This window comes from Pacificispira sp. HM-600 (assembly GCF_977993705.1).
In genome coordinates this window covers 1,398,422-1,417,261 of record NZ_OZ388079.1, presented here as the reverse complement: position 1 = coordinate 1,417,261, position 18,840 = coordinate 1,398,422, and the positions used below count along the sequence as shown (strand labels likewise).

Annotated in this window: 19 protein-coding genes; 11 read left to right on the top strand and 8 right to left on the bottom strand. The window is 66.6% G+C overall.

Annotated elements, in window-relative coordinates; genetic code table 11:
* Nucleotides 1-3 precede the first annotated feature (3 nt).
* Nucleotides 4-1,146: an ROK family protein gene (locus ACXZ1E_RS06710; RefSeq protein ID WP_458042600.1), complete on the bottom strand. Its 1,143-nt coding sequence runs from the start codon at nucleotides 1,144-1,146 to the stop codon at nucleotides 4-6.
* Nucleotides 1,147-1,296: 150 nt separating this feature from the next.
* Between ACXZ1E_RS06710 and ACXZ1E_RS06705 the strand changes: the two genes are divergently transcribed.
* The 7 genes from ACXZ1E_RS06705 (at nucleotide 1,297) to ACXZ1E_RS06675 (ending at nucleotide 9,216) form a co-directional block, all read left to right on the top strand.
* Complete coding sequence (locus ACXZ1E_RS06705) at nucleotides 1,297-2,118, top strand: sugar phosphate isomerase/epimerase family protein (RefSeq protein ID WP_458042599.1); 822 nt, start codon at nucleotides 1,297-1,299, stop codon at nucleotides 2,116-2,118.
* A 61-nt stretch (nucleotides 2,119-2,179) separates the two neighbouring features.
* Complete coding sequence (locus ACXZ1E_RS06700) at nucleotides 2,180-3,340, top strand: substrate-binding domain-containing protein (RefSeq protein ID WP_458042598.1); 1,161 nt, start codon at nucleotides 2,180-2,182, stop codon at nucleotides 3,338-3,340.
* Nucleotides 3,341-3,404: 64 nt separating this feature from the next.
* Complete coding sequence (locus ACXZ1E_RS06695) at nucleotides 3,405-4,613, top strand: levoglucosan dehydrogenase (RefSeq protein WP_458042597.1); 1,209 nt, start codon at nucleotides 3,405-3,407, stop codon at nucleotides 4,611-4,613.
* Entirely contained in the window at nucleotides 4,606-6,126 is a 1,521-nt protein-coding gene (locus tag ACXZ1E_RS06690) for a sugar ABC transporter ATP-binding protein (protein ID WP_458042596.1), read from the top strand. Before ACXZ1E_RS06695 ends, ACXZ1E_RS06690 begins: the two co-directional genes overlap by 8 nt.
* Nucleotides 6,123-7,094: an ABC transporter permease gene (locus tag ACXZ1E_RS06685; RefSeq protein ID WP_396640885.1), complete on the top strand. Its 972-nt coding sequence runs from the start codon at nucleotides 6,123-6,125 to the stop codon at nucleotides 7,092-7,094. The genes ACXZ1E_RS06690 and ACXZ1E_RS06685 overlap by 4 nt, the downstream gene beginning before the upstream one ends.
* Entirely contained in the window at nucleotides 7,094-8,206 is a 1,113-nt protein-coding gene (locus tag ACXZ1E_RS06680; protein ID WP_458042595.1) for a Gfo/Idh/MocA family protein, read from the top strand. Before ACXZ1E_RS06685 ends, ACXZ1E_RS06680 begins: the two co-directional genes overlap by 1 nt.
* Entirely contained in the window at nucleotides 8,203-9,216 is a 1,014-nt protein-coding gene (locus ACXZ1E_RS06675) for a sugar phosphate isomerase/epimerase family protein (RefSeq protein ID WP_458042594.1), read from the top strand. The genes ACXZ1E_RS06680 and ACXZ1E_RS06675 overlap by 4 nt, the downstream gene beginning before the upstream one ends.
* 78 nt (nucleotides 9,217-9,294) lie before the next feature.
* Here the strand turns inward: ACXZ1E_RS06675 and ACXZ1E_RS06670 are convergent, their stop codons facing one another.
* From ACXZ1E_RS06670 to ACXZ1E_RS06655, 4 genes are all read right to left on the bottom strand, one after another.
* Nucleotides 9,295-11,049 (bottom strand): DEAD/DEAH box helicase, encoded by a 1,755-nt coding sequence (locus ACXZ1E_RS06670; protein WP_100813402.1) that lies wholly within the window; start codon nucleotides 11,047-11,049, stop codon nucleotides 9,295-9,297.
* Nucleotides 11,050-11,123: 74 nt separating this feature from the next.
* Nucleotides 11,124-11,411, bottom strand: coding sequence for a hypothetical protein (locus tag ACXZ1E_RS06665; RefSeq protein ID WP_036298068.1), 288 nt, complete (start codon nucleotides 11,409-11,411; stop codon nucleotides 11,124-11,126).
* Between the two features lie 8 nt (nucleotides 11,412-11,419).
* The gene (locus tag ACXZ1E_RS06660; RefSeq protein WP_144238012.1) at nucleotides 11,420-11,641 is read right to left on the bottom strand and encodes a hypothetical protein; all 222 of its coding nucleotides are present in this window, start codon (nucleotides 11,639-11,641) and stop codon (nucleotides 11,420-11,422) included.
* 21 nt (nucleotides 11,642-11,662) lie between these two features.
* Nucleotides 11,663-12,004 carry a hypothetical protein gene (locus tag ACXZ1E_RS06655; protein WP_304687017.1) on the bottom strand — a complete coding sequence of 114 codons (342 nt, stop codon included), beginning with the start codon at nucleotides 12,002-12,004 and terminating at the stop codon, nucleotides 11,663-11,665.
* Nucleotides 12,005-12,119: 115 nt separating this feature from the next.
* On the opposite strand from ACXZ1E_RS06655, the gene glsA reads away from it, so the two are divergent.
* Complete coding sequence (glsA, locus tag ACXZ1E_RS06650; protein WP_458042593.1) at nucleotides 12,120-13,058, top strand: glutaminase A; 939 nt, start codon at nucleotides 12,120-12,122, stop codon at nucleotides 13,056-13,058.
* Here the strand turns inward: glsA and ACXZ1E_RS06645 are convergent, their stop codons facing one another.
* Both ACXZ1E_RS06645 and ACXZ1E_RS06640 read right to left on the bottom strand, forming a co-directional pair.
* Nucleotides 13,059-14,552: a CoA-acylating methylmalonate-semialdehyde dehydrogenase gene (locus ACXZ1E_RS06645; protein ID WP_458042592.1), complete on the bottom strand. Its 1,494-nt coding sequence runs from the start codon at nucleotides 14,550-14,552 to the stop codon at nucleotides 13,059-13,061.
* Between the two features lie 26 nt (nucleotides 14,553-14,578).
* Entirely contained in the window at nucleotides 14,579-15,724 is a 1,146-nt protein-coding gene (locus tag ACXZ1E_RS06640; RefSeq protein WP_458042591.1) for a zinc-binding dehydrogenase, read from the bottom strand.
* A 250-nt stretch (nucleotides 15,725-15,974) separates the two neighbouring features.
* Between ACXZ1E_RS06640 and ACXZ1E_RS06635 the strand changes: the two genes are divergently transcribed.
* Nucleotides 15,975-16,439 (top strand): Hsp20/alpha crystallin family protein, encoded by a 465-nt coding sequence (locus ACXZ1E_RS06635; protein ID WP_036297696.1) that lies wholly within the window; start codon nucleotides 15,975-15,977, stop codon nucleotides 16,437-16,439.
* A 65-nt stretch (nucleotides 16,440-16,504) separates the two neighbouring features.
* Here ACXZ1E_RS06635 and ACXZ1E_RS06630 read toward each other — a convergent pair whose 3' ends face one another.
* On the bottom strand, nucleotides 16,505-16,939 hold the full coding sequence (locus ACXZ1E_RS06630; RefSeq protein WP_100813394.1) for a MarR family winged helix-turn-helix transcriptional regulator: 435 nt from the start codon (nucleotides 16,937-16,939) through the stop codon (nucleotides 16,505-16,507).
* A gap of 69 nt (nucleotides 16,940-17,008) precedes the next feature.
* Between ACXZ1E_RS06630 and ACXZ1E_RS06625 the strand changes: the two genes are divergently transcribed.
* Together ACXZ1E_RS06625 and ACXZ1E_RS06620 are read left to right on the top strand one after the other, a co-directional pair.
* The gene (locus ACXZ1E_RS06625; protein WP_458042590.1) at nucleotides 17,009-17,467 is read left to right on the top strand and encodes a hypothetical protein; all 459 of its coding nucleotides are present in this window, start codon (nucleotides 17,009-17,011) and stop codon (nucleotides 17,465-17,467) included.
* A 96-nt stretch (nucleotides 17,468-17,563) separates the two neighbouring features.
* The gene (locus tag ACXZ1E_RS06620; protein ID WP_458042589.1) at nucleotides 17,564-18,835 is read left to right on the top strand and encodes a DUF2207 family protein; all 1,272 of its coding nucleotides are present in this window, start codon (nucleotides 17,564-17,566) and stop codon (nucleotides 18,833-18,835) included.
* The last annotated feature ends 5 nt before the right edge of the window (nucleotides 18,836-18,840 follow it).

Genomic DNA, 18,840 nt, shown 5'->3' with positions numbered 1-18,840 from the left:
AACTCAGTCGAGACTGGCGATCTGCTCGTCGATGGCCACCGCACTCAGACGCTCATTGAGGACCATGAGCCCGGCGCCATGGATGCCAGCGCTCGACCCGCCTTCCGCAGGCACGATGCTGAGGTGCTGCGTCGCCAGCGGGATCGATCGTTGATACACGACCTCACGCACCCCGGCGATGATCTCCTGCACGTTCACGCCTAGCTGTCCCCCGATCACGACGACCGAGGGATTGAGGATGCTGACGCATGCCGCGGTCACCTTGCCGATCACCCTGCCTGCCTCTCGTGCCGCGGCGATCGCGGATGGGTCGCCGGTACGGACCCGATCGATCACGTCGGACGCCCCCACCGTCATGCCGTCCTGACTGAGCTCGGCCGCGATCGCGGGTGCGCTCGCCATGGCCTCGAGGTCGCGATCGTCCGCGACACCCGGAATCTGGACGTGCCCGATATCACCGGCTGACCCCCGGGCGCCCCTTTGCAACTCGCCGCCCAGGATGATCCCGGCGCCGATGCCCGTGGCTACCTTGATGAAGAGCAGATCGTCTACCCCCGGCCAGCGGGTGGCGCGCTCGCCGAGCGCGAGAAGGTTCACATCGTTGTCGACGAGCACCGGAGCATTGAGCCGCCGCTGAACGAAAGCGGGGATGTCGAAGCCGTCCCACCCGGGCATGATAGGCGGTCGGATCGGCCTGCCCGTCGAGTGCTCCACGGGTCCCGGCACTCCGACTCCGATGCCGAGGAGGTGGCCCGGCTCTCGACCCGTCGCCGCCAGGAGCCGCTCGGCGGTATCGAGCGCCCACGTCAGGATTGCTGACGGGCCGTCCGAGATGTCGAGCACCCGACTCTCTTCGGTCAGAACTTCGCCGGCCAGATCGAGGATGCCAACGGATCCGTGCGTTGCGCCGAGGTCGATGCCGATGCACACCCGCGACGTTCGATCGAACAGAAGGCGCGCAGCAGGGCGTCCACCGGAGGACGCTGGGGTCCCTGTGGGAGTCACTAGCCCGAGCGCGGTCAAGGCGGCCAGACGATTCACGACGCTTGTACGCGCCAGCCCGGTCTCTTCGACCAGTTCGGCGCGGGTCCGCGGCCGCCCGTCGCGCATCAACTGGAAGAGCTCTCCGGCACCCGCAGCAATCATGTCCCTCGCACCTTCCAACAGTTAGACCAGATTAGTAGTCATATCGACACCGGAAAAACTAAACATCAGTCCCTGCGGCGAATATTTGACCGATCAATGTCATAAGAGGTACATTTATCGCGTCATCATTGTCTACGAGGGGGTAGAAGCGTGAAATTCGCTTACGAAGCAAACGCATGGGGCGGAGTCGTCGGCACGCCCGGTGCGGTGACGAATTTGGGATCAGGCTTCTACGTGACGCCAGGGGACGTAAACCGTACGCTGGAATCCATCGCCGCTGCCGGGTACTCCGGTCTCGAGCTCTTCGACGGAAACCTGCTCCCGTTCGAGGGGTCCATCGACGTATTTTCCGAGGCCGTGGCTACACAGGGTCTCGCAGTTGCTGGCGTCTACAGCGGTGGCCACTTCATCTACCCTGATGCGCACGAGGATGAACTCGATCGTTTCGATCGCTCGATTGCTCTCGCTGCTGCGGTCGGGGCTCGTCACTACGTCATCGGGGGCGGTGCGATCCGCTCCAGCGGGCGACGCGATGAGGATTACCGCGTCGCGGGGGAGTTCCTCGACCGCATCGCGGAACGCGCCACATCCGCCGGCCTCGTCGCCAGCTACCATCCTCACCTTGGCAGCCTCGCGCAGGCGCCCGATCAGATCGATGCGCTCTTCGCCGAGACGTCCATCGGCCTCTGCGCCGACGTGGCTCACATCGCCGCGGGCGGCGGTAACCCGGCGAGCGTCATCGCCCGCTATGCGGACCGTCTTGCCTACGTCCACTTGAAGGATGTCGAGGCGACGACCAACGCGTTTCTGCCGCTCGGCGAGGGCGTACTGGATCTTGATGCCGTCATTGACGCGGTCGTCGAGGCGGGCTACGACGACTGGATCACGGTCGAACTCGACGGGTACCCAGGCGACCAGGACGCCGCCGCCTCACGAAGTCTTCGATTCCTTCAGGCCAGCAAACTCGCCTGATCGCAATTCGTTCCACCCTCGCTTGTCAATCACGCAGTCCCACAGCAAAGGAGCAATAAGGATGAAACTCAAGACAACGATGGTTGCGCTCGCCGCGGCCGTGAGCATCGTCGCGTTGGCGGGTTGCACGCCCGCCGGCGGTGGAACATCGAACGAGGTGGACCCGGAGATCTCTGCCGAGATCGACGCCGCGCTCGCCGAGATCACGGGCCAGGTGCTGAGCACCGGACCGAACGGAGAGGAGCCTTCTTCCGTCGACGCCACCGTCGTGACGGATGCACAGGCCGAAGAGGTCGCAGCGATGGGTCTGACGGCGGCGATCGTCATGCACTACGGAGGCAACGACTGGGCCAACGCTCAGATCGCCGGGCTCAACGCCGAGTTCGATCGACTGGGAATCGACGTTATCGCGACGACCGACGCCGATTTCGACCCGGCGACCCAGGTCTCGCAGATCGAAACCGTGCTGACCCAGAACCCCGACATCATCGTCTCCATCCCCACCGATACGGTCGCGACGGCGAGCGCTTACCGGAAGGCCGCAGCACAGGGCGTGAAGCTCGTCTTCATGGATAACGTGCCCGAGGGCTTCGTTGCCGGACAGGACTACGTGTCGATGGTTTCGGCCGACAACTACGGCAATGGCGTGACTTCCGCATACCTCCTCGCGCGATCGCTCGGCGGCGAGGGCACGATCGGCATCATCTACCACGAGGCCGACTTCTTCGTGACGCAGCAGCGCTACGACGGCTTCAAGAAGACGATCGAAGACGAGTTCCCCAACATCGAGATCGTGCAGGAGCAGGGCATCGCGGGACCGGATTTCGCCGGTGACGCACAGGGCGTGGCGAACGCGATGCTCACGCGCAACGCCGACCTCGACGGCATCTGGGCCGTCTGGGACGTTCCGGCCGAGGGTGTCCTCGCCGCAGCCCGCGAGACGGGTCGCACCGACATCAAGATCGCGACGCAGGACCTCGGTACGAACGTTGCGATCGCCCTCGCGAAGGGGGAGATGATCGTCGGTCTCGGCGCCCAGCTGCCGTACGACCAGGGAGTCGCTGAGGCGGACCTCGCCGCGCTCAGCTTCCTCGGCATCGACGTGCCCGCGTACGTGGCGCTCAGCTCGCTGCCCGTAGACCACGAGAACGTTCTCGAGGCCTGGGAGCTCGTCTACGACTCCGAAGCGCCCGCATCCGTGCGTGACGCATACGTCGACTAACCCGACCTCACCCGTCCGTTCTGTGGGGACGGCTCGAGCGGCCGTCCCCACAGAACATCCGAACGTGAACGAAAGGCAGAACATGCAGGACATCAACATCGCCATGATCGGTGGCGGATTCATGGGCAAGGCTCACTCGCTCGCGTACGCCGCGATGCCGATGTTCTTCTGGCCGGCGCCGGCGCGTCCGGTGAAGAAGATCCTCGTCGACGTCACCGACGAACTCGCCCGCTCCGCTGCGGACCGCTACGCGTGGGAGGGATCGTCGTCGTCCTGGCGCGATGTTGTCAACGATCCGTCGATCGACGTGATCGACATCGCGACTCCGAACAACCTGCATGCCGAGATCGCGATCGCCGCGGCTGAGGCAGGCAAGCACATCATCTGCGAAAAGCCCCTCGCACCCACCGCCGAAGAGGCGGGGCGGATGTATGAGGCCGCCAAGAAGGCCGGCATCGTGACTGCCGTCGCCTTCAACTACCGCCGCACACCCGCTGTGGTGCTGGCGAAGAAATACATCGATGAGGGTGCCATCGGCGAGATCCTCAACTTCCGGGGAACCTACCTGCAGGACTGGAGCGCCGACCCGAACTCGCCGCTCAGCTGGAGGTTCCAGAAGAATGTCGCCGGATCCGGCGCTGTCGGTGATATTGGCTCGCACGTCGTGGATCTCGCTCGGTATCTCGTCGGCGAGATCGCCGAGGTCACGTCGGTCGTGTCGACCTTCATCCCGGACCGCCCGCTGCAGTCCGGTGGTCTAGATGCTCTGGGCGGTTCGTCGAAGAGCGACGGTCCGCGGGGTCCCGTCGACGTCGACGACGAAGCGATGTCCCTGGTTCGCTTCCGTGGGGGCGCCGTTGGCTCGATCGAGGCGACGCGCAATGCATGGGGCCGGAACAACTACATAACCTTCGAGATCCACGGCACCGAGGGATCGATCTTCTTCAACTACGAGAACCGCGACGAGCTGCAGGTCGCGTTCAAAGGCGATGCCGCCGACCGTCGTGGGTTCCGCACCGTCTACACGGGCCCGAACACCCCGTACGGCGAATCTCTGTGGCCGATTCCCGCACTCGGTATCGGCTATGGAGAGACCAAGATCATCGAGGCCCACGACTTCCTGAAGGCCGTGGTCGAGGGCGGAACGGTGTCACCGAACTTCGCCGACGGTTACCAGGCCGCGCTCGTCGACGACGCGATCTTGGAATCGGGCCGCACGGGCCAGTGGGTCGCTGTTCCGGATGCCACAGAAGCGCTCGCTTCGGATGGCTGACGTGCCCGCCGGTGCCCCCGCGGTTCGTATGCGGGCGATCGTGAAGAGCTTCGGACCCGTCGAGGTTCTGAAGTCCGTCGACATGGACATCGTCGCCGGCGAGGTGCACGCCCTGGCGGGTGAGAACGGGGCGGGCAAGTCCACACTGATGAAGGTGCTCCAGGGGGTGCATCCGATCACGTCGGGAACGATCGAAGTCACGGGCGAGCCCGTCGACATCCGCAGCACAGCGGATGCGGAGCACGCTGGCATCGGGATGGTCTTTCAGGAGTTCAGCCTCATTCCTTCGATGACGGTGGCGCAGAATATCTTCCTCAACCGCGAGCTGAAGGACGGCATCGGGCTGGTCGACGATCGCGCCGCCGAGCGGGCCGCGAAGGAGATCTTCGACGGCCTGGGCGTCTCGATCGATCCCCGGTCGCGGGTGGAAGATCTGGGGACGGCGTACTGGCAGCTCGTGGAGATCGCCAAGGCTCTCGCCAAGGACGCGAGCGTCCTGGTTATGGACGAGCCCACCGCCAGCCTCGCCAAGCACGAGGTCGAGAACCTGTTCGCCCTGATCGAGACTCTGAAGAGTCGTGGCATCGCGATCGTCTACATCTCGCACAGGATGGATGAGATCCGTCGGATCGCTGATCGCATCACGGTGTTGCGTGATGGCCGGGTCGTGCTCGCCTCGGTCGTGGCCGAGCTGAGTGCCGCCCAGATCATCGAGGCCATCATCGGTCGGCGACTCGCGAGCGACCTGGTCTATCAAGACCGCGCGCTCGAGGCGGACGCTCCGGTGCTTCTGAGCGCGGAAGACATCGCCAGCAGCACCGTGCTGCAGTCGGTGTCGCTCACCATCCGCGCCGGTGAGATCGTGGGTCTCGCCGGACTGATGGGGAGCGGTCGTACCGAATTCGCCCGCGTCGTTGCCGGGATGGATCGACCTACCCGCGGTGCCCTGAACATCGACGGCGCCCGCGTGCGTTTCTCTTCGCCGATCGCCGCCCAGCAGGCGGGTGTGGCGCTCATCCCAGAGGACAGGCGTGAACAGGGCCTCGTGCTCGAGCACTCCGTCGCCGACAACCTGACTCTTCCGGTGCTCGATCGCGTCAAGGCTGGGGGCTTCCTGTCCCCCCGCAAGCTGCGGGCGCTCACGGAACAACTCGTCGGACGATTTGCGGTGAAGGTCGCCGACCCGTATGCCCCCGTTAGTCAGCTGTCGGGTGGCAACCAGCAGAAGGTCGTGGTGGCGAAGTGGATCAACACAGAGCCGCGCATTCTCGTGATGGACGAACCCACCTCGGGCGTGGACATCGGTACCAAAACGGAGATTCTCGACATCGTTCGCACGTTCGCCTCTCAGGGCAATGCCGTGCTGTTCATCTCTTCCGAACTACCCGAGCTCTTGGCGGTCGCCGACCGCATCGTCGTCATGCGTGAGGGGCGCTCTGTTCAGGAGCTCGCCCGCACCGATGTCGAGAGCGAAGAACAGCTTCAACTCATCATTCAAGGAGCAGCAGCATGAGTAGCGCCGCACCGGCCACCCGGCCCTCCCTCTTGTCCCGCGCCATCACCCGTCTGGACTGGCGCAGCAACATCATCTACATCGCGTTCGTAGTGGTGTTCGTCCTTTTCGCGATATTCCTCGGCGGTGACGGCTTCCTCTCCACCAATAACATGCTGAATATCGTCCGGCAGACCGCGACGATCTCGATTATGGCCGTGGCGATGACCTTCGTGATCGCGGCTGCCGAGATCGACTTGAGCGTCGGCTCGATCGCGGGCCTCGCGTCCGTCGTGACGGCGATGACGACGGCGCAGTTCGGCCTTGTGCCGGGAATCCTCGCCGGTCTGCTCGCCGGCGCGGTGATCGGCGCCATCAACGGTGGCCTCGTCGCGCTGTTGAAGATCCCGTCGTTCCTCGTGACGCTGGGGATGTTGGGACTCGCGGCCGGGCTCGCTCAGTGGATCACCTCGTCCGCCCCGCAGCCCATCACGGACCGCCTCTACGTCACGATCTTCGGCGGCAGTGACTTCGGGCCCGTACCGGGGCTGCTCGTCTGGACCGTCGTTGCGGTGGCTGTCGGGTGGCTCGTGATGAACCGGACCGGATTCGGACGCAAAGTGCTCGCCACAGGTGGAAATCCGACGGCCGCGGCCTACACGGGCATCAATACCGCGCGCATCAAGTTCACGGTCCTGTTGATGTCGGGCGTCGCGGCGGCGGTGGCGGGCATGCTCTACGCGGGACGCCTCGAGTCGGGCCGTTTTCAATGGGGCCAGGGGGATGAACTCACCGTCATCGCGGCGGTGATCCTCGGCGGCACGAGCTTGTTCGGTGGTCGCGGTGCCATCATCGGCACCCTGTTCGGTTCCCTCTTCATGGGGTTGATCAACAACGGCCTCATCCTCGCCGGACTGGACGTCGCACAGCAGCAGGTCGTGCGCGGCGCGATCATCATCGCCGCTGTCGCCCTCTCGAGGAAGAAGTGATGAACCGTCCACCCCTCCGGAGCGGAATCATCGGCACGGGATTCATGGGCCGCGTCCACACGCGCGCCGTCCGGTCGATCGGCGGCACGGTGTCGGCCTATGCCGGCCGCGACCTTGGGCGCACCCGGGCCGCGGCGGACGAAGCGAATGTGCCGCTCGCTCTGACTCCGGAAGAGCTCGTCGCTCATCCCGACGTAGACCTGGTCCACATCTGCACCCCCAACGCGCAGCACCTGCCGCTCGCTCTCGCGGCGATCGACGCCGGCAAGCACGTCATCTGCGAGAAGCCGCTCGCGCTCACCGCGGCGGACGCCTCGCGGCTGCAGATCGCCGCGAACACCGCCCGGGTCGTGACCGCGGTGCCGTTCGTCTACCGGTTCTACCCGACGGTGCGCGAGATGCGCGCCCGAATCGCAAAGTCGGGCGAGCGGATCTGGTTGGCTCACGGGCACTACCTGCAGGATTGGCTTTCGGACCAGTCGAGCTACAACTGGCGTCTGACCGACGGGGCATCCCGGGCCTTCGCTGATATCGGCGTGCACTGGTGCGACCTCTTCGAGTTCACGACGGGGCACCGCATCCAGAGACTGCACGCGTTGCAGTCGCGGTTGCACGACACACGCCATTCAGACGACGGCGAAGTCCCCGTCTTGACGGAGGATGGCGTGACCATGATGTTTCAGACCGACCGCGGCGCGACCGGATCGGTCGTGATCTCGCAGGCGACCCCGGGACGCAAGAACCGTCTCTGGCTCTCCCTGGACGGCGAGACCCGATCGTACGCCTTTGACCAGGAGAAGCCCGACGACCTCTGGGTTGGGGCGATCGAGGGTGTCTCCGTTCTGCCCAAGGGTTACGAGACGTTCTCTGACGAGGCGGTCGATCCGTATGTCACCGTCCCGTCGGGTCACCCGCAGGGCTACCAGGACAGCTTCTCGTTGTTCATGCGGGATGTGCACGCAACCATCGAGGGCAGGGCAGTCGACGGACTGCCGACCTTCGCGGATGGCGTGCGCGCTGCCCGGCTGACGGAAGCGGTGATCGCGTCGTCGATGTCTGGTCAGTGGGTCGACGTCTTCGCCGTGAACGAACGGGAGGTGAATGCCGCATGAGCGGATCTACGCATCCGGTTACGCTTTTCACCGGGCAGTGGGCGGATCTCCCGTTCGAGGAGGTCGCACGATTGGCGGCGTCGTGGGGCTACGACGGCCTCGAGATAGCGGCCTCCGGCGATCATCTCGATCTGCAGCGCGCCGAAGACGATCCCGGTTATCTTGCGTCGCGCCTCGAGATCCTCGATCGTTATGGCTTGCAGGTGTACGCGATCTCCAATCACCTCGCGGGCCAGGCGGTGTGTGACTCGCCGATCGACTTCCGGCACAAGGCCATCCTCCGCCCGCAGGTGTGGGGTGACGGGGACGCGGAGGGTGTGCGGCAGCGGGCCGCGGAGGACATGAAGCGGGCCGCTCGTGTGGCGCGTCGGCTGGGGGTCGACACCGTTGTGGGGTTCACCGGGTCATCGGTGTGGCCTTACGTGGCGATGTTCCCGCCCGTGCCGGCATCTGTCATCGACGCCGGCTACGAGGATTTCGCGGCACGGTGGAACCCGATCCTCGACGTGTTCGACGCCGAGGGTGTGCGGTTCGCGCACGAGGTCCACCCGGGCGAGATCGCATACGACTACTGGACCAGCGTTCTCACGCTGGAGGCGATCGGGCACCGCAAGGCGTTCGGGTTCAATTGGGACCCCTCGCATATGATGTGGCAGAACATCGATCCGGTCGGCTTCATCTGGGACTTCCGCGAGCGGATCTATCACGTCGACTGCAAGGACACGCGGTTGCGTCCGCTGAACGGCCGTGCCGGTGTTCTCGGATCGCACCTGCCCTGGGGCGACCCCCGTCGCGGCTGGGATTTCGTGTCGACAGGGCACGGTGACGTTCCGTGGGAGGATGCCTTCCGCGCGCTGGAGTCAATCGGTTACCGCGGCCCCATCTCCATCGAGTGGGAGGACGCCGGAATGGACCGATTGCACGGAGCCGCCGAGGCCGTCGCCTTCGTTCGGTCGAAGCTCTGGAAGACGCCGACCGATTCGTTCGATGCAGCATTCTCGAATCAGTGACGGGGCATTAACAGAAAGCCGTAGGCCCACTGCACAGCGTCGCGTGGCGGCATCCGCCCGTGACAGAGAGACGCGCGGTCACTGACGCGGCGGGCGGTCCTCGCGCTTTGCGGATCCGGCGAAGCGGTCCGGCTTCAGCTCGATGAGCTTGCCGCTGATACGGGTGTTCTCGAGGCGCTTGAGGGTGTCTCGCGGGAGGTCGGCCGGCAGCTCGACGAGCGAGAAGTCCGGGCGGATCTGGATGGCGCCGAAGTCCTCTCGGCGAAGTCCGCCCTCGTTCGCGAGCGCACCGACGATCTGGCGCGGCTCGACCTTGTGCCGGCGCCCCACGGCGATCCGGTAGGTCGTTCGCGCACCACCGCCCGTTCGAGCGCCGCTACGGGGGCCACGATCGGAACGTTCGTTGCGGTCACGCCCACCACGCTCGGGACGGTCCTGCGAATCCCGCGCGAAACGAGGCTCGGGTGCGGCATCCGGGTCGAGCAGCAGAGGCGTGTCGCCCTGTGCCACGACGGCGAGGGCCGCCGCAACGTCCGCCTCGGGGACGTCGTGGTGCTCGACGTAGTGCGCGACGATGTCGCGGAACAGCCCGATCTGTGCCGGATCCGCGAGGGCGGTCGTGATCGCGTCGTCGAACCGGGTCAAGCGCGTCGCATTGACGTCGTCGACGCTCGGGAGCTTCATCTCGGTCAGCGGCTGGCGCGTGGCTCGCTCGATCGAGGTCAGCATGCGGCGCTCGCGCGGGGTGACGAAGCTGATCGCCGCGCCCGTGCGTCCCGCGCGGCCCGTGCGGCCGACGCGGTGGACATACGACTCGGTGTCGATCGGCAGGTCGTAGTTGACCACATGGCTGATGCGGTCGACGTCGAGACCTCGGGCCGCGACATCCGTTGCGACCAGGATGTCGAGCTTGCCGCTCTTGAGCTGGTTGACCGTCCGCTCGCGCTGCGCCTGGGCGACGTCCCCGCTGATCGCGGCGGCGGTGTATCCGCGGGCCCGCAACTTCTCGGCGAGCGTCTCGGTCTCGTTCTTGGTGCGGGTGAAGACGATCATGCCCTCGAAGTTCTCGACCTCGAGGATGCGGGTGAGCGCATCGACCTTCTGCGGGTACGACACGATCAGATACCGCTGGGTGATGTTCGCCGAGGTCGTGGTCTTGGTCTTGACCGTGATCTCTTCGGGGTCGTTGAGGTACTGGGCCGAGATGCGACGGATCTGCGCCGGCATCGTCGCCGAGAACAGGGCGACCTGCTTGGTCTTGGGGGTGTCAGCCAGGATCGTCTCGACATCCTCGGCGAAGCCCATCTTGAGCATCTCGTCAGCCTCATCGAGCACAAGGTACTTCAGCTCCGACAGGTCGAGGGTGCGCTTCTCGAGGTGGTCCATGATGCGGCCGGGGGTACCGACGACGATGTGCACGCCGCGGCGGAGCGCGGAGAGCTGCTGGCCGTAGCCCTGTCCGCCGTAGACCGGGAGAACGTGCACGCCGCGCAGGTGCGACGCGTACTTCTCGAACGCCTCGCACACCTGCAGGGCGAGCTCGCGGGTGGGGGCGAGCACGAGGGCCTGCGGAGTCTTCTGCGAGAGATCCAGTCGAGACAGGATCGGCAGGGCGAACGCAGCGGTCTTTCCGGTTCCGGTCTGAGCGAGGCCGACGACGTCGCGGCCCGCGAGGAGCGGGGGGATCGTGGCGGCCTGGATGGCGGAGGGCGTCTCGTACCCGACATCCTTCAACGCCTTCATGACCGCGTCGTCGAGACCGAGGTCGGCAAATGTGGGCTCCGGACGGGCAGGCTCTGCCTCGACGGTGTCGTTCTCGTTCAGGTCGACCATGGTTTCGACGGTAGTCCCCCAACGGTTCCGCCGCGACTTGGCGCATCGCACGCGTGCGCCCGGGGACCGCCACGCTAGCGGGCAGCGAACACGGCCAAACCGATGAAGACCAGCCCCCCGGCCCCGAGCAGCGCGGCCGACGCCCACCGATAGTCGCCGTGCGTGAGGCGTGCGTACAGCTCGGTGACACGACCCGAGAGGGTCGGAAACCGGGACCAGGTCCAGGTGAGGACGAGGAACGGGCCGACCAGCGCGATCAGGAACACGACGTAAGCGGCGATGCGCAAACCGATGTGCTCGGTCAGCCCTGCGGTCACGCGCCCCGTCATGTACATGATGGGCAACGTCGTGAACCCGATCACCGCACAGCTCAGACCGAGCGGAAAGTAGCTGATCGCCGCATGATGACGTCGAGGCCGCCGCGGGCCGCCCGTCGCCGCAGGGCTCGATACGGCTGGATCGACGCCAGCCCCGGGCCCCCCGGAATGACGACGAGCGGAGTATCCGTTCGTGGCCCCGACCTCGTGTACGCGAGACGGAACGCGGGCGCATCGTGCGTTGCCGGGCGCAGTATCCGCTGGATGCGTGTCACGTCCCGAGCGTAAGGGGTGGGCTAGATCTCGTCGATGCCGGGGACGCCGTGGGGGATCTCTTCGGGCTCGGCCGGCTGTGCCCTGGGCCCGACTCGAAGCAGATTGATCTTCTCGCGCATGTACGAGATCGCTTCGGGGTTCGCCGGCGGTTGCAGGGCGGAATGCGTCGACTCGGCTATGAGGTTGGATGCGGCGTTGAGGACGAAGTCCGCCTCGACATCATCGCCGTCCTGACCGATTCCGCAGATACGAACGGTGTCGGCCGACTGCTCGGCACCCAGTAGCGCCGCGTACTCGATCAGGCAGTCGGACGTCTCGTCGTCGATGAGGATCGTACGGTCGGCAAATGAGATGCGTTTCACACGTTCCATTCTGCAAGGACCGGTGATTCGTGTCGCGGGACTTGACACAGGCAGCGGGGAACACACGCAGGCGGTAGCGGCCATGGCCGGAGCGACGCGTGACAGTCTGGGAGCTATGCCTTCACGTCGCGACGCCCGCACCTACGACCTCAAGGACCTGCGCGACCGTGTCATACGTGAGAGTGGTGGTGCGTTGGATGACAGCATCCCTCAGCTCGCCGAGGCCGACCCGGAGCTGCTGGGCATCGCGATCGTGCTGCCGGACGGATCCGTCCGTACGACCGAGCAGGCGGACGTCGCGTTCAGCGTGCAGTCCGCCGTCAAGCCGTTTCTCTTCGCCCTCGCCCTGCTCGACACCGACGGTGACGTGCTCGACCGGATCGGGATCGAGCCGACGGGCGAGGCGTTCGATGCGATCAAGCTCGAGAGCGGTACGGGGCGTCCCCCGAACCCCATGGTCAACGCGGGTGCCCTGCTGACCGCTGCGGTCGTCGATGGTGACGGTGTCGAGGGGCGGAACGAACGCATCCTGCGCGGTCTGTCGGCATTCGCCGGGCGCGAGCTCACCGTCGACGAGGATGTCGCCCGAAACGAGCACCTGCTCGGGGACCGAAACCATGCACTCGCGCACTTGATGCGTTCGGAGGGCACCCTACGGATCACCGCCGACGACGCCGTCGCGGTCTACGCGCGGGCATGCGCCGTGCTCGTCGACGCCGAAGCGCTCGCCGTGATGGGTGCGACGCTCGCGTTCGGCGGAGTGAACCCGGTCACCGGCAAGCGCGTCGTCCCCGCCGCAGTCGCGCGCGATGTCGTGTCGGTCATGGCCACGTGCGGTGTGTACGACGGATCGGGACGATGGATGCGCCGGGTCGGTATCCCCGCGAAGTCGAGCGTCTCGGGCGCGATCGTGCTTTCGGTGCCCGAGACCCTCGGCGCCGCGGTCATCAGCCCGCCCCTCGACGAGCAGGGGACGAGCGTCCGCGGCAGCAAGGCCTGCGACCTGCTGAGCGCCGAGCTCGACCTGCACGTGTTCGGGTCGCTCGGCGACTGATCAGGTGTTCTGCGGGAACCCCAGGTTGATGCCGCCGTGGCTCGGGTCCAGCCAGCGTGCCGTAACCGCCTTCTCTCGCGTGAAGAAGTGGAATCCCTGTCGGCCGTAGGCCTTCGAATCCCCGAACGCGGAGGCCTTCCAGCCGCCGAACGAGTGGTACGCGACCGGTACCGGAATTGGCACGTTGACCCCGATCATCCCGACCTGGATCTCGTACTGGAAGCGCCGGGCGGCACCACCGTCGTTCGTGAAGATCGCCGTACCGTTGCCGAACGCGCCCGAGTTGATCAGCTCGACGCCCTCTTCGTAGGTCGCGACGCGCACGATCGACAGCACCGGCCCGAAGATCTCCTCGATGTAGGCAGCCGATGTGGTCGGAACCCGATCCAGCAGGGTGGGGCCGAGCCAGAAACCGCCGGGCGCTCCGTCGGGAACGACACCCCGACCGTCCACCACGATCTCGGCGCCGTCGCTCGCCGCCACGTCGATGTACCCGGCCACCTTGTCGCGGTGCTCGCGGGTGACAAGGGGGCCCATGTCGCAGCCGCGGCGCCCGTCGCCGATGCGGAGCCCGGCCATCCGCTCGCTGATCTTCGCGATGAGCTCATCGGCAACCGGCTCGACTGCGACGACGACCGAGATGGCCATGCAGCGCTCGCCGGCTGAACCGAAGCCCGCGTTGACCGCCGCATCGGCGACGAGGTCGAGGTCGGCGTCGGGCAGCACGAGCATGTGGTTCTTCGCGCCGCCGAGCGACTGCACGCGCTTGCCGTGGCGCGCGGCCGTTTCGTAGATGTAGCGCGCGATCGGGGTGGACCCGACGAACGAGATGGACGCGACATCCGGATGCTCCAGCAGTGCATCGACCGCGACCTTGTCGCCGTGCACCACGTTGAACACCCCGTCGGGTAGCCCGGCCTCGGTCAGAAGCTCCGCCATCCACATCGCGGCGGACGGGTCCTTCTCGCTCGGCTTGAGGACGACGGTGTTCCCCGATGCCAGGGCGATGGGGAAGAACCACATCGGCACCATGGCCGGGAAGTTGAAGGGGCTGATGATCGCCGCGACACCGATGGGCTGGCGGAAGGAGTAGACGTCGACGCCCGTCGAGGCGTTCACCGAGTAGTCGCCCTTCAGGATGTCGGCGAAGCCGAGGGCGAACTCGAGCACCTCCTGGCCGCGGGCGATCTCGCCCAGGGCGTCCGAGACGACCTTGCCGTGCTCGGCCGTGATGAGCTCTGCCAGTTCGGGCTTGCGCTGCTCCAGCAGTTCGCGGAACCGGAACAGGATGGCCTGGCGGCGCGCGATCGATGTGTCTCGCCAGGCGGGGAATGCGGTCGTTGCGGCCGCCACGGCAGCGTCCACGTCGGCGGGCTCGGCCAGCACGACGGCGCCGCTCTGCTCGCCCGTGGCGGGGTCGTAAACCGTGCCGAGTCGGCGGTCATCGGAGTCGTGGCGCTCGCCATTGATCCAGTGCGGGATGCGCGTGGTCATTGTTCTCGTTTCGTTCGTAGATCGGGTCAGTCCATGACGACGACGGCGCGTCCGGTGATCTCGCCCCGGGCGAGTGCCTGATACGCGGCATCTGCATTGTCGAGGGTGTAGCGGCGCGTGACAAGGCGTGCGGTGTCGAACCCGCCGGCCTCGGCAATGTCGACGACCGCGGGCAGGTCCTCGCGCGTGCGCGCACCGAACGATCCGGTGATCGTGTAGCCGCGGCGAACGAGGGGGGTGATCTCGACCTCGGCGGCCGCGTCGCCGGCCGCGATGCCGATCGCGACCATCCGGCCCCCGTCGGCGAGCAAGCCGATCGCCTGTCGGAAAGTGGCGGGGTGACCGAGCGCCTCGAAGGCGACGTCGACACCCAGACCATGACCCAGACCGCCGGTGATCTCGCGGACGGCGGTGGCGGCATCGGTCTCGCGCGAGTTGACCGTGTGCGTCGCGCCGAGGGCCATGGCGGCCTCGAGTTTGTCGTCGGCGACGTCGATCGCGATGATCGGGTCGGCGCCCGCGGCGCGGGCCATCTGAACGACTCCGCTGCCCACGCCGCCGACCGCGACGATCGCGACCGCTTCGCCCGGTCGGACATCGCCCGCGCGGTGCACGGCACCGTACGCGGTGAAGGCGGCGCATCCGAGGACGGCGGATGTGACGGGGTCGAGGTCGTCCGGCAATCGCGTCAGCGCGGTGATCGGCACGACGGCGTATTCGGCAAGCCCGCCCATCGAGTACATGGCGAGGAAGGAGCCATCCGGCATCGAGAGGCGGCTCTCGCCGTCGTACAGCGTGCCGTTCAGGCGGTTCTGCCCGAAGAACTCCGCGCACAGGTCGTCACGCCCGCGGGAGCAGGCGGGGCAGTCGCCGCAGGGCATGATGAAGGCCCCGATGACCGTGTCGCCGATCGCGAGTCCCGTGGTCGGGGGAGTGTCGTCACCGAACGCGACGAGCGTGCCGCTGATCTCGTGGCCCATCACCGCCGGCCGGGGAAAGCGCACCTCGCCCCTCATGACGTGCAGGTCGGTGTGGCACACGCCGCACGCGATGACCTTGACGAGCGCCTCTCCCGCCCGCGGCACGGGGCGGGGAACCTCGAGGATCTCGAGCCCCGGTCCATCCGCGCGCAGCACGGCGGCATTCATCGTTCGGGGCGCTGTGGCAGTCATGGTGATCCTCGACGTCATCGTTCAGGGCTCGTGTTCGCAAGCATGGCAAGTTCACCACGGGCCCGGCAAGGGACGTCGGTGCGGTTGTCGCTGGATGAAAACGTCCGCGGTGCGGGATCGAATTATTGGCACTCTCATACGTCGAGTGCTAATCTGTGATTGTTGAGTCGAGTCGGCTCAACTCATCAACTCCATATCGAACCCGTTCATTGCCGGACGCGAATCCGGCGCAACAAGGAAGGACACCACCATGGCGACATACGACCCGTTCCGCGACCTCGACCGCCTCGCGACGAGCCTTCTGGATGCGCGGCGAGGCCCCCGCCGCATGCCGATGGACCTCTACCGCGATGGCGACCACTACGTGCTGACCGCCGATCTGCCCGGGATCGACCCGGGGTCGGTGGACATCGACGTCGACGGCCAACTGTTGACGATCCGCGCCGAGCGCACCCTTGCGGCCGGCGACGGCGTCAAGTGGATCACCCGCGAGCGTGAAGCGGCGAGCTTTTTGCGGCAGCTCAACCTCGGTCAGGGAGTCGACACCGACCGCATCTCTGCGAGCTACAACAACGGCGTGCTGTCGGTGACGATCCCCGTCAGCGAGCGCGCCAAGCCACGCAAGATCGAGGTGGCGACGGATGCCGATGCTTCCGTCATCGCAGCGCGCGAGTCGGGAGCTGACTCCTCGGGGCCGCAGCTCATCGAGCAGTAGTCAGAACCGCGTGTACAACGGATGCCGCGCCCTCCGGGGTGCGGCATCCGTCGTTTGCGGCGTGCTCAGTCGGTCGTTTCGCGCAGTTTCGCCGTCAGGCCGCGGAGCGCTTCGAGTTCGTCGTCGCTGAGCCGGGACATCCGCTCGGCGATCGTGCGTGCGTGCTGCGTCGCGACGGCGCGAAAAGCGGCCGCACCCGCCTCGGTCGCGCGGACGAGCGCACCGCGACCGTCATCGGGGTCGGCGCATTTGGTGACCAGGCCGCGGACCACCATGCGGTCGACGAGGCGAGAGACGGACGGCTGGCTGACGAGCATCCGTGCGGTCACATCGCGCAGTCGCGCGGTCATCTCGGGTCCGCGTGTCACGGTCAGCAGCACGTCGTACTCGCCCTGTTCGAGGCCGGTGCCGCGGAAGTCGCTGCTGATCTCGGTGAACACCTCGTGCTGCGCGCGGAACAGACTCTCCCACGCTTCAACGGCGAGGCGGCGGTTCGTCATGCCGTACAGGCTACTTGCCTACGGCCGGTGGCGGGCGGGTCGCGGAGTGCCCGTGTCTAGGCTGGGCCCATGCGTGCATTGCTTCGAACGGGACTGATCGTCGCGATATCGATCGCGGTGTCGTTGGTCGTCGCTCTGGGCGTAGGTGGCGGTGTCGCATCCGCATCCGCGGCCGAACGGGGCGTGGGACCGGGTCATGCCGCAGCCGTTCCGGGCGACGTCGACGACTTCTCGTTTGCGAGCCTCGACGTCGAATACACGCTGACGCGGGTCGAAGACGGCACCAGCCGGATGCGGGTGGTCGAAACCTTCGTCGCCGTCTTCCCCGAGTCCGACCAGAACCGAGGCATGCGGCGGCTGATCCCCAACAGCTATCTGAACACGCCCCTCTTCCCCTCTCTCGTTTCGGTGACGGACGAGGCAGGTGCCGAGAGGCCCGTCGAGACCGACGACGAAGACGACTTCCTCATCGTGACCTCGCGAGCGGACGACTACATGCACGGCGCGCAGACCTATGTCTTCACGTAGGACCTGCAGAACGTCACGCGGGGCCTCGACGACACCGCTACCGATGAGCTGTACTGGGATGTCAACGGCGAGGAATGGGCACAATCGTTCGACCGAGTGGCTGCGCGCCTGATGCTCGACGGTGACCTGGCCCCAGCGGCTACCGGCGACGTCGCGTGTTATCAGGGCTCGACCGGCTCGACGGGTCGCTGCGAGATCCTGATGGCGACCGACTCGGCCGGAGCCGTGGTTACGGCTCGCGCGGCACCGTTGGCGCCGCGGCAGACGATGACGATCGCGGTGGCCTTCGAACCGGGCACCTTCGTCCCGTTCGATTCGTCTCCCTTTGCTTCGCCGGTCGGATGGTTGCAGGGCGGGGCGACGCTCGTCGCTGTGCTGGCCGTGGTCTGGGCCGCGGTCATCCGGCGGCGTCGGCTGCGTGATGAGCCGGGCCGCCCGACGGTGATCGCCGAGTACGACCCGCCGCCGGGGCTCGACGCGCTCGAGTCGGCGGTGCTGTGGGGTGCGCCGACGAAGGGCATTCCGGCGGAGGTGCTGGAGCAGGCGATCGCGGGCTCGATTCGAATCGTCGAGGGCGAGCGCAAGTGGGGCAGTCAGACGTTCGAACTCGAACTGGTGGACCGTTCGCGGGCCGACGAGAACGGCCGGGAGCTGCTCGACGGGATGTTCCCCGACGGGCAGACGACGTTCACGCTCGGCAAGAGTGACGCTCGGGTTTCGCGAACGGCGCAGAAGATCCTGAAGGAGGCGGATGCGACGCTCGCGGCGATGGGTGTGCGCCGTGAGGTGCCGGGAATTGTGCGAGCTCGGCCAATCCTCGTCGGAGTGCTCGCGGCGGTCGCGTCCGTGATTCTGGGCGTTGTGGGTCTCGAGGGCGGGATCACACCCGCATGGTCTGTTCCGCTGCTCATCGCGGCGCCCATTCTCGCGATCACGGCGGGCGTGCTGGTCTCGCGCCGTCCGCTGACATCGCGCGGGGCTGAGCTGCGCGACCACCTCGCCGGAGTGAAGTTGTTCATCGAGTGGGCGGAGGCGGACCGCATCCGGATGCTGCAGTCTCCGCGCGGCGCCGAGCGCTCGTCGATCGCCGTCGACGATCCGCGCCAGATGATCAGGCTGTACGAGCGCCTGTTGCCCTACGCGGTGGTGTTCGGTCAGGAGAAGAAGTGGGCCGAACACATCGTCGTCTACTACGGCGACTCGACGCCCGGTTGGTACTACGGCACGAGTGCGTTCAGCGCGGCTGCCTTCTCATCGAGCATCTCTTCCCTGTCGACGAGCTCGTCAACGGCGTCGACCTCGGGTGGGTCATCCGGCGGCGGTTCCGCGGGCGGTGGCGGTGGCGGAGGTGGCGGCGGCGGGGTGTAGTCGCC